8 protein-coding genes and 1 pseudogene are annotated in these 10,285 nt (G+C 65.8%); 6 read left to right on the top strand and 3 right to left on the bottom strand.

Annotation, left to right across the window (positions count from 1 at the left end; genetic code table 11):
- The 6 genes and pseudogenes from EOA27_RS08785 to EOA27_RS08765 all read left to right on the top strand — a co-directional run.
- A pseudogene (locus EOA27_RS08785) lies at positions 1–273 on the top strand (nitrate transporter); the annotation flags it as partial.
- Between the two features lie 319 nt (positions 274–592).
- On the top strand, positions 593–760 hold the full coding sequence (locus EOA27_RS40545; protein ID WP_189343069.1) for a hypothetical protein: 168 nt from the start codon (positions 593–595) through the stop codon (positions 758–760).
- A gap of 62 nt (positions 761–822) precedes the next feature.
- Positions 823–2,124 carry a nitrate/nitrite transporter gene (locus EOA27_RS08780; protein WP_126081242.1) on the top strand — a complete coding sequence of 434 codons (1,302 nt, stop codon included), beginning with the start codon at positions 823–825 and terminating at the stop codon, positions 2,122–2,124.
- Positions 2,125–2,136: 12 nt separating this feature from the next.
- Positions 2,137–4,587: a nitrite reductase large subunit NirB gene (gene nirB, locus EOA27_RS08775; protein ID WP_126081243.1), complete on the top strand. Its 2,451-nt coding sequence runs from the start codon at positions 2,137–2,139 to the stop codon at positions 4,585–4,587.
- A gap of 20 nt (positions 4,588–4,607) precedes the next feature.
- Positions 4,608–4,937, top strand: a complete 330-nt coding sequence (gene nirD, locus EOA27_RS08770; RefSeq protein WP_126081244.1) for a nitrite reductase small subunit NirD — start codon at positions 4,608–4,610, stop codon at positions 4,935–4,937.
- A 3-nt stretch (positions 4,938–4,940) separates the two neighbouring features.
- On the top strand, positions 4,941–7,610 hold the full coding sequence (locus tag EOA27_RS08765) for a nitrate reductase (protein ID WP_126081245.1): 2,670 nt from the start codon (positions 4,941–4,943) through the stop codon (positions 7,608–7,610).
- 113 nt (positions 7,611–7,723) lie between these two features.
- On the opposite strand, the gene EOA27_RS08760 is transcribed toward EOA27_RS08765, so the two are convergent.
- The 3 genes from EOA27_RS08760 to EOA27_RS08750 form a co-directional block, all read right to left on the bottom strand.
- Positions 7,724–8,710 (bottom strand): ABC transporter permease, encoded by a 987-nt coding sequence (locus tag EOA27_RS08760; RefSeq protein ID WP_126081246.1) that lies wholly within the window; start codon positions 8,708–8,710, stop codon positions 7,724–7,726.
- A complete protein-coding gene (locus EOA27_RS08755) occupies positions 8,707–9,693 on the bottom strand; it encodes an ABC transporter permease (protein WP_127255968.1) in 987 nt (328 codons plus the stop codon). The genes EOA27_RS08760 and EOA27_RS08755 overlap by 4 nt, the downstream gene beginning before the upstream one ends.
- Positions 9,690–10,285: ATP-binding cassette domain-containing protein (locus EOA27_RS08750; protein ID WP_145970292.1), on the bottom strand; the 596-nt coding region annotated here is incomplete at its 5' end. The genes EOA27_RS08750 and EOA27_RS08755, both read right to left, overlap by 4 nt.

Below are 10,285 nucleotides of genomic sequence, written 5' to 3'. Positions count from 1 at the left end.
CAGATGGTGCGCTGGGGGCAATTGCCGCACACACCGCAGAACCTCGCCATCGCCCGCGACTGCTATCGGCCCGACCTCTACCGCTCGGCGCTGAAGCCGCTCGGCGTGGCGCTGCCCGGCGCCAATGCCAAGGTCGAGGGCGCGCTGAAGGTTGCGACGCCAGTCGGCTCGGCGGGGGCGAGCCTGGTGCTTGGTCCCGACGGATTTTTCGACGGCCAGATCTTCGATCCGGACCGGATCGACGCCTACATTGCCGGCCAGAAACGCGCCTGATCATTCGCGCGCCAGTCTTGTGCGATGCACAAAATTTGTGCGGCATGTCCATACCATTGATCAATGTTTGACCGCGTTGCAGCTTGGCTCCGCCGCAGGCCCATTGTGCAGCATGCTGATTTTAAATGAAATTCTGATCTCTCGTAAAACTGGCACGCTTCGTGCTTTGAAATAGACGAGCCCCTCGTGGGCAACAGAACAGGCGTCCAATGGCGGGCGCCACAGGCAAAGCTGCCGCTCAGGTCACCACGCGATCCCGGATGTACGGACGCGAGGGGGCCTGGACGGCAGCTTTTTTCGTTTTGGACCGGAGATGACGATGACCAGACGGATCGGACCCTCGCTCAAGGATTTCACCCGCCGCGATGTCCTGGCGAGCAGCGCGCTGACGGCGGTGCTGTTCATTGCCGCGCTGTTCTTGTTTCCCGCCAGCCACGAAGCCGAGGGCAACGGTTCGCATGTGACCGCGCAAGCCCCGGCGCGCTGACCGATGCCGCACGCCTGATCAACACCACACGCGGCGCCCGCCGCCGCAAACCGGAGCCAACCATGACCGCAAACCTCCCAGCCGCGCAAAGCCAGGACAGTGCTCCCCGGCAGGCGCTCGTCATGTCCACCATCGCCTTCACCGTCTGCTTTGCGGTGTGGACGATCTTTTCCATCATCGGCGTGCGCATCAAGCAGGAGCTTGGGCTGAACGAGACCGAGTTCGGCCTGCTGGTCGGCACGCCGATCCTGACCGGATCGCTGGTGCGCATGGTGCTCGGCGTCTGGACCGACCGCTATGGCGGCCGCCTGGTCTACACGCTCACCATGCTCGCGGCGGCGGTCGCGACCTTCCTGCTCGCTTTCGCCCACACCTATCAGCAGATGCTGCTTGCCGCCCTCGGCGTCGGTCTCGCTGGCGGCTCCTTCGCCGTCGGCGTCGCCTATGTGTCGCGCTTCTTCCCCGCCGGCAGACAAGGTACGGCGCTCGGCATTTTCGGCGTCGGCAATGTCGGTGCGGCGGTCACCAAGTTCCTGGCGCCGCTCGTGCTGCTTGCCTGGGGCTGGCAGTCGGTGGCGCTGATCTGGGCCGCGGCGCTAGTCGTCATGGCGATCGTCTTCTGGTTCACCACCAACGACGATCCTGTCATCCGCGAACGCCGTGCCGGCAAGGCGGCGCCGACGAGGAGCTTCTGGCAGGAATTCGCGCCGCTGAAGAACCTGCAGGTCTGGCGCTTCGCCTTCTACTATTTCTTCGCCTTCGGCGCGTTCGTGGCGCTGTCGCTCTGGCTGCCGCGCTACCTGATCGGCGCCTACGGCTTCGGCATCGCCACCGCCGGCATGATCGGCGCCGCCTATTCGATCCCCGCAAGCATCTTCCGCGCCTATGGCGGCGTGCTGTCCGACCGCATCGGTGCACGCGCCGTGCTCTATTGGACCTTCAGCGTTTCTGCCGTCGCGACCCTCGTTCTGTCTCTCCCCTCGGCAGATTACGTGGTGCGCGGCATCAGCGGGCCGATCCCGTTCCACTTCGAGATCGGCCCGCTCGCCTTCATCGCCATCGCCTCCGTGCTCGGATTCTTCATGAGCCTCGGCAAGGCCGCCGTCTACAAGCACATCCCCGTCTACTATCCGCAGAGCGTCGGCGCGGTCGGCGGCGTGGTCGGCATGATCGGCGGCCTCGGCGGCTTCATCCTGCCGATCGCCTTCGGCGCGCTGAACGACCTCACCGGCGTCTGGTCGAGCTGCTTCATGCTGCTCTTCGTGATCGTCTTGTCCTGCCTGGTCTGGATGCACTTCAGCATCCGCCGGATGGAGCGCCGGGCGGCCGTCAAGACATCGTCCCTTTCCTACGCCGCCGAATAACCGGAGAGCGACATGAGCGAAAAACTTGTCATCATCGGCAACGGCATGGCGCCCGGCAGGATGCTGGAGCACCTGCTGGAAGCGGCGCCCGACCGCTACGTTGTCACCATCTTCAACGCCGAGCCGCGCGTGAACTACGACCGCATCATGCTGTCGCCGGTCCTGTCGGGCGAGAAGGCGTTCGAGGAAATCGTCATCCATGGCGACGGCTGGTACATCAAGCACGGCATCACCCTCTACAAGGGCCACCGCATCGTCGCCATCGACCGGGAGGCCAAGACCGTCACCTCGGACCACGGCGTGACCGAGAGCTACGACCGGCTGGTCATCGCCACCGGCTCGGTGCCCTTCATCATTCCGGTGCCGGGCAAGGACCTGCCGGGCGTGCTCACCTACCGCGACCTCGATGACGTCAACGCCATGCTGCTTGCGGCGCAGTCGCGCGCCAAAGCGGTCGTCATCGGCGGCGGCCTCCTCGGCCTCGAAGCCGCGGCCGGGCTGAAGGAACGCGGCATGGATGTCACGGTTCTGCACGTCATGCCGACGCTCATGGAGCGCCAGCTCGATCCGGCCGCCGGCTATCTGCTGCAGAAGGCCGTCGAGGCGCGCGGCATCAAGGTCATGACCAAGGCCAACACCAAGGCGATTGTCGGCGACGGCAAGGTCGAGGGTGTCGAGCTGATGGACGGCACGATCATCCCGGCGACGCTGGTGGTGATGGCGGTCGGCATCCGCCCGAGCACCGCGCTTGCCAAGGAGGCCGGGCTCGAGGTCAATCGCGGCATTGTCGTCGACGACCGCATGCGGACCTCCGATCCTGCCATCATGGCGCTCGGCGAATGCGCCGAGGTCGGCGGCCACGTCTACGGACTGGTCGCCCCGCTCTACGAGATGGCGCGGGTCGCTGCGGCCGCGCTGGCGGACAGCGAGGACAGGCGCTTCGTCCATTCCGACACGCCGACCAAGCTCAAGGTCACCGGCATCGACCTCTATTCGCTGGGCGACTTCGCCGATGGCGAGGACCGCGAGGAGATCATCCTGCGCGACGCATCGGCTGGCATCTACAAGCGCCTCGTGCTGCAGGACAATCGCATCATCGGCACGGTGCTGTTCGGCGAGACGGATGATGGCGCCTGGTTCAACGACCTCAAGAAGAAGGCGACCGACATCTCCGAGATGCGCGACACGCTGATCTTCGGCCAGGCGTTCCAGGGAGGCGTTTCCTCGGACCCTTTGGCGGCCGTTGCGGCACTGGCGGATGATGCGGAAATCTGCGGCTGCAACGGCGTCTGCAAGGGCAAGATCACCGGCGCGATCTCGGCCAAGGGGCTGACCGGCCTCGACGATGTGCGCGCGCATACGAAAGCTTCGGCCTCCTGCGGCTCGTGCACGGGTCTGGTCGAACAGCTGCTGAAGCTGACGCTCGGCGAAGCGTACAATCCGGCGGCGGTGCAGCCCATGTGCAGCTGCACGAGCCTCGGTCATGACGATGTGCGGCGCCTGATCAAGGCGAAGGGCCTGAAGACAATTCCGGCCGTCATGCAGGAACTCGAATGGAAGACCTCCTGCGGCTGCGCCAAATGCCGTCCGGCGCTCAACTATTATCTGGTCTGCGACTGGCCCGACCAATATGCCGACGACTATCAGTCGCGCTTCATCAATGAGCGCGTCCACGCCAACATCCAGAAGGATGGCACCTATTCGGTGGTGCCGCGCATGTGGGGCGGGGTGACCAGCGCCAACGAATTGCGCGCCATTGCCGATGTCGTCGACAAGTTCGAGATCCCGATGGTCAAGGTCACCGGCGGCCAGCGCATCGACATGCTGGGCATCCGCAAGGAAGACCTGCCGGCGGTGTGGTCCGATCTCGGCAAGGCCGGCTTCGTCTCCGGCCATGCCTATGCCAAGGGCCTGCGCACGGTGAAGACCTGCGTCGGTTCCGACTGGTGCCGCTTCGGCACGCAGGATTCGACCGGGCTCGGCATCCGCATCGAGAAATTCATGTGGGGCTCGTGGACGCCGGCCAAGGTGAAGATGGCAGTGTCGGGATGCCCGCGCAACTGCGCGGAGGCGACCTGCAAGGATGTCGGCGTGGTCTGCGTCGACTCCGGCTACGAGATCCATTTCGCGGGCGCTGCCGGCCTCGACATCAAGGGCACGGAAGTGCTGGGGCTCGTGAAGACCGAGGACGAGGCGCTGGAGGTGATCGTGGCGCTCGTCCAGATGTATCGCGAGCAGGCGCGCTATCTCGAGCGCATCTACAAATGGGCCAAGCGCATCGGCACCGCCGAGATCAAAAAACAGATCCTGGACGATGCCGAGAAGCGCAAAGCCTATTACGAGCGCTTCGTCTTCAGCCAGAAATTCGCGCAGGTCGACCCGTGGTCGGAGCGCGTCTCCGGCAAGGACAAGCATGAGTTCCGGCCGATGGCTTCGGTCGGGTTCGCGGAGGCGGCGGAGTGAGTCGACAGGAAAGAGACCGCATGAACTGGATCGCCATCGGCTCCATCGCCGAAATCCCTAGCCGCGGCGCACGCTGCGTAGCCACCCCGCAAGGCAAGATCGCGGTCTTCCGAACGGCCGACGACCATGTCTTCGCCATCGAGGACCACTGCCCGCACAAGGGCGGGCCGCTGAGCCAAGGCATCGTCCATGGCGCGGCGGTGACCTGCCCGCTGCACAATTGGGTGATCTCGTTGGAGACCGGCAAGGCGCTCGGCGCCGACGAGGGCGCGGTGCGAACGATCCCGGTGAGGGTCGAGGGCGAAATGCTCTTCATCGCGCTCGAAGCGCTGGCCTCAAAAGCGGCCTGAGGCATGGAGGAAGCGCGCGAGGTGAGGACCACCTGCCCCTATTGCGGGGTGGGCTGCGGCGTGCTGGCCAAGGTCGCCGCGGACGGTACGACGACCGTCCGCGGCGATCCCGAGCACCCGGCCAATTTCGGCCGGCTCTGCTCCAAGGGTTCCGCCCTCGCCGAGACACTCGGCCTCGAAGGCCGTCTGCTTCAGCCGGAGATCGGCGGCAGGCAGGCCGGTTGGGACGAAGCGCTCGATCTCGTGGCCGAAAAATTCTCGCGGGCGATCGCCGAGCACGGGCCGGATTCGGTCGCCTTCTACGTGTCCGGCCAATTGCTCACCGAGGACTATTACGTCGCCAACAAGCTGATGAAGGGTTTTGTCGGCTCGGCCAATATCGACACCAATTCGCGGCTTTGCATGGCCTCATCCGTGGCCGGCCACCGCCGTGCTTTCGGCGAGGACATCGTTCCCGGTGTCTATGAGGATTTGGAGTGCGCCGATCTCATCGTGCTCACCGGCTCCAACACCGCCTGGTGTCATCCGGTGCTCTACCAGCGCATGCTCGCAACGCGCCGGGAGCGTGGGACGAAAATCGTCGTCATCGATCCTCGCCGCACCGCGACCGCCGACGAGTGCGACCTGCATCTGGCGCTCGATCCGGGCACGGACGTGCTGTTGTTCAACGGATTGCTCGCGTATCTCGTCCAGAGCGGGAAGAGCGATACCGATTTCATCCGCGACAACACGTCGGGCTTCGACGCCGCGGCCGCGCTGGCCAGCGCCGATGCGCCGTCGATCGCACGTATTGCGAAGGGCTGCGGATTGGCGGCCGCCGATGTCCAGGCCTTCTACGATCTCTTCGCCGACACTGACCGGACCGTCACCGTCTACAGCCAGGGTGTGAACCAGTCGGCGCATGGAACCGACAAGGTCAACGCCATCATCAATTGCCATCTCGCCACCGGCCGCATCGGCAAGCCCGGCATGGGACCGTTCTCGGTCACCGGGCAGCCGAACGCCATGGGCGGCCGCGAGGTGGGTGGCCTGGCCAATCAGCTCGCCGCGCATATGGACTTCGCGGATGAAGCCAACATCGATCGTGTCTCCCGCTTCTGGAAGGCGCCCGACATCGCCCGCCGCGTCGGCCTGAAGGCGGTGGACATGTTCCAGGCGGTCGCCGACGGCCGCATCAAGGCGCTGTGGGTCATGGGCACCAATCCGGCGGTCTCCATGCCGGATGCTTCACGCGTGCGTGCCGCGCTCGCTAAATGCGATTTCGTCGTCGTTTCGGATGTCACCCGCACCGACACCACGCGCTGCGCCGACGTTCTGCTGCCGGCCGCTGGTTGGGGCGAGAAGGACGGCACGGTCACCAATTCGGAACGGCGTATCTCGCGCCAGCGGCCGTTCCTGCCGCCGCCGGGCGAGGCGAGAGCCGACTGGCGCATCGTCTGCGATGTCGCCGCCCGCATGGGCTTTGGCGAGGCCTTCGCCTTCCGGGCGCCGGCCGAGATTTTCCGCGAGCATGCGGCGCTCTCCGCCTTCGAGAACGGGGGCGAGCGCCTATTCGATCTCGGCGGCTTTGCTGATCTTACCGATGAAGACTATTCAACCTTCGCGCCGCGTCTTTGGCCCACGTCGGATCGAGGCGAGCACCAGACGAGATTGTTTGGCGACGGTCGTTTTCCGACGCCCGACGGCCGCGCGCGCTTCGTGGCGGTGCGGCAGGAGGCAACGGCCTTCAGCGTCGATGCCGACTATCCACTTGCCCTGAACACCGGCCGGCTGCGCGATCAGTGGCACACCATGACGCGCACCGGGAATGTGCCGCGTTTGATGGCTAACGTGCCGGAGCCGGCGGTCGATCTTCATCCGGCCGATGCGGCCGCGCGACACCTAAAGGATGGCGACCTCGCCCAGCTTTCAACCCGCTTCGGCTTCGTTCGGGCGAGAGTACGCGTGGCCGACTCGCAGCGGCGTGGCCATGCTTTCCTGCCCATGCACTGGAGCGGACAGTTCGCGGCCAGGGCCGCGGCCGGTCTGCTGTCCTCGCCGGTCACCGATCCGCATTCCGGCCAACCGGAGCTCAAGCATGTTCCAGTCAGGATCGTGCGGGAAGAGACCGGCTGGGCCGGCGTGCTCATCACACGCCGTGATCTGCGGCCGACAGGTTTCGTCCACTGGAGCCGGCATGCGGTCGATGGCGGCTGGGTCTATGAACTGACTGGAACCGAGCCGCCGGACCAGGGGATCCTCCTGGCGCGCAAGCTGCTGGGCGTCAAACGGCGGGACCAGTTGCTCGAATACACCGATCGCCGCGGGCTCGCCTATCGCGCGGCGGCCATCGACGATGGCGGCGCCATGGCCGAGGCCTTGCTGGTCGCCGCTCCAGACCAACTGCCGGCGCGCGACTGGCTGGTGTCCCTGCTCGCCACGCGCCAGAAGCTGTCGACGGCCGACCGCCACGCGCTTCTATCCGGCCGCTCGCCCGTGCCCATGCCGCCTATTGGGCGGGTCGTGTGCGCATGCTTCCATGTCGGCGCCAACCAAATCGCGTCGGCGGTTGCTTCGGGATGCGACAGCCTTGAGGCCATCGGCGAGACGTTGCGCGCGGGCACCAATTGCGGCTCCTGCCGCTCCGAGATACGTGCGATCATCGGCGCCCGCCAGGTGCAGGCGGCGGAGTGAGCCGTGCGCCGGCTAAACCATTTCACCGTTTTACCGAAACGGTGAAATGGTTTATCTTCTTATTTTTACGCAACTCCGGACGGAAAACCGCTCACACTTTTCCTGGATTTGCTCTAGCGGTCCTCGACGATGCGCAGATAGGCCGCCGTCACGAATAGCACGATGAAGCCGAACAGGATGCGGCGGCCGCCTTCGGGCATCTGCAGGATGGTGAGCAGCGTCGTCAGCACGGTCAGGATCAGCGCGCCGATGATGGTGCCGGTATAGCCGCCGCGGCCGCCGAAGATCGAGGTGCCGCCGATGACGGCCGCGGCCACCGAAGGCAGCACCAGCGGTTCGGCGAGCGACAGCGAAGGCGCCTTGATCAGGCCGATATAGAGCAGGCCGGTGATGCCGGCGAGCAGGCTGGAGAGGATGTAGAGCGCGGTGATCACCTGCCAGTAGCGGACGCCGGACAGGCGCGCGGCGCGCTCATTGTCGCCGACGGCATAGAGCAGGCGGCCGAAGCCGGTACGGTTCAGCATGAAGACGATCAGCACGGCCACCGGCACGAACAGGAGAAGCGCATTGGGAAAACCGTAGGTGAGGCCGGTGCCCAGCCAGTTGAGGAAATCCGGGATTTTCGCGCCCGACGCGATCACGGTGCGCTGGTAGACCTGCAGGAAGCCGGTGCCGATCAGGCTGGTGCCGAGCGTCATGATCAGCGGATGCACCCGGAACACGCCGACGCCGATGCCGTTGACGAGGCCGATCAGCACGGCGGGCAGCATGGCCAGCAGGAAAGCCACAGCCGGATCCTGGTTGACGATCTGGGTGGCCATGATGAAGGCGCTCATCGTCGCCACCGTGCCGACGGAAAGGTCGATGCCGCCGGTCAGCATGGTCATGCTCTGGCAGCCGGCGAGGATCGCCAGCGGAATGGCGAACTTCGCCGTGTTGGCGAGCCAGCGCTCGTTGACGATGCCGGGGCGCAGGATCTGCAGGATCACCACGAGGATGATCAAGAGGATGATCAAAGGGATCAGCGGCCGGTCCGCCATGAAGCGCTTCAGGCGGCGGCCGAACGAGACGGGCCGGGGCATGGTCGCGATGTCGGTCATGGCGTTGCTCCTGCCGGACGGCTTCGCATGGTGATGAAGGCGCCGAACATCACGACCGCGACCATGATCAAACCTTCGATGATGGCGGTGACGTTCGGATCGATGGCCAGAAGCGTCAGGTCGGTGCGCACCAGCCGCAGCACGAAGACGGCGATGATCGGCCCGAGCAGGCCGCCCTTGCCGCCGCCGAGCGCGACGCCGCCCAGCACCACCGCGGCGACGCTGGCGAGCAGATAAGGCCCGGGTATCGGCGCGCCGATGCCGGTGCTGATGGTGAGCGACAGGCCGCCGAGCGCCGCAAACAGACCGGAGAGCGCATAGGCGATGATCCTGGTGCTGGCCACCGGCACGCCGCTGCGGAAGGCGGCAAGCTCGTTGCTGCCGATGGCGTAGATGGATAGGCCGAGGCGTGAGCGCCTGAGCGGAATCCACACGATGCAGAGGCAGACGACGAGCAGCACCAGCGCCTTCGGCACCCAGTCGTCGGCCCAATCCGGCAGGCCGGGGACCGGCACCGTGCCGATGACGCTGGCCTTCAGCCATTCGGCGGCCGCGCCTCCCGGAGCGCCGAGCACGAGGAGCGCCGCGCCCTGCAGCACGAACAGCATGGCAAGCGTGACGACGATGTCGGGCACGCGGGTCACGACGATGAGGATACCGTTCAGCGCGCCGAGCACCAGCCCCATGGCCAGCACGAAGGGCACGACGAAGAGCGCATATTCCTCGCTGGCGCCGTTCATCATCGAGGCTGCGGTCACGCTCGTCAGCGCCATCATAGCGGCGACCGAAAGGTCAATGCCGCCGGCGATGACGACGACGGTCTGAGCGGCGACGGCGAAGGCGTAAGGCAGAACCGCCCGCGCCAGCGAGCCGAAGTCGCCGCTGCCATAGCCGGGCTGGATCAGCTTGGTGACGACGAAGAGGAAGATCAGCAGGGCAAAGAGGCCGGCGACCCAGCCCTGGTTGCGGAGGAAGCGGCTCATGGCGCGACCTCCGCATCGGAAGCGGGTTTGACCTCGGCAAGGATGCCGACATCGGCCCTAGCGCCGCGCGGCAGGCCGTAAGCTGCGCGCATCAATGCCGCTTCATCGGCCTCTTCCACCGGGAAGGTGTCGACGACACGGCCGCCGAAGATGACGATGACACGGTCGCAGACGCGCTGCACCTCCTCCATCTCGGAGGTGTAGAACAATACCGACTTGCCTTGGCCAGCGAGCTCGCGCAGCAGCTTGTAGATTTCCTGCTTGGTGCCGACATCGATGCCGCGGGTCGGGTCGAAGCAGAGGATGGTGCGGGCGTTGGCAGCGATCCAGCGGGCGATGGTCACCTTCTGCTGGTTGCCGCCGGAAAGGCGCTGCACCTCGCCCTGGGCGCGGGTGTCGATCTGCAGCCTGCCGATGGCGCCGGAAACCACAAACTCCTCGCGCCGCATGCGGATCGGCCCCCATTTGCGCAGCCCGGCGCTGAAGGGCAGCGCGATGTTCTCGCGCACCGAACGCTGCAAGGCCAAGGCCTCGGTGCGGTCGCCGGGCACATAGGCGATGCCGGCCTGGATGGCGTCGCTCGGATGCGAGA

It is taken from the genome of Mesorhizobium sp. M2A.F.Ca.ET.037.01.1.1, from assembly GCF_003998075.1.
In the GTDB taxonomy this organism is placed as follows: domain Bacteria; phylum Pseudomonadota; class Alphaproteobacteria; order Rhizobiales; family Rhizobiaceae; genus Mesorhizobium.
Note: the sequence above shows the minus strand (reverse complement) of the source record. Positions and strands in the feature narration are given on the sequence as shown.

Bases quoted from the DNA above. Each gene is read 5' to 3' on its own strand.
- EOA27_RS40545 (WP_189343069.1), top strand. From the start codon at position 593: ATGACCAGACGGATCGGACCCTCGCTCAAGGATTTCACCCGCCGCGAT.
- EOA27_RS08780 (WP_126081242.1), top strand. From the start codon at position 823: ATGACCGCAAACCTCCCAGCCGCGCAAAGCCAGGACAGTGCTCCCCGG.
- nirB (WP_126081243.1), top strand. From the start codon at position 2,137: ATGAGCGAAAAACTTGTCATCATCGGCAACGGCATGGCGCCCGGCAGG.
- nirD (WP_126081244.1), top strand. From the start codon at position 4,608: ATGAACTGGATCGCCATCGGCTCCATCGCCGAAATCCCTAGCCGCGGC.
- EOA27_RS08765 (WP_126081245.1), top strand. From the start codon at position 4,941: ATGGAGGAAGCGCGCGAGGTGAGGACCACCTGCCCCTATTGCGGGGTG.
- EOA27_RS08760 (WP_126081246.1), bottom strand. From the start codon at position 8,710: ATGACCGACATCGCGACCATGCCCCGGCCCGTCTCGTTCGGCCGCCGC.
- EOA27_RS08755 (WP_127255968.1), bottom strand. From the start codon at position 9,693: ATGAGCCGCTTCCTCCGCAACCAGGGCTGGGTCGCCGGCCTCTTTGCC.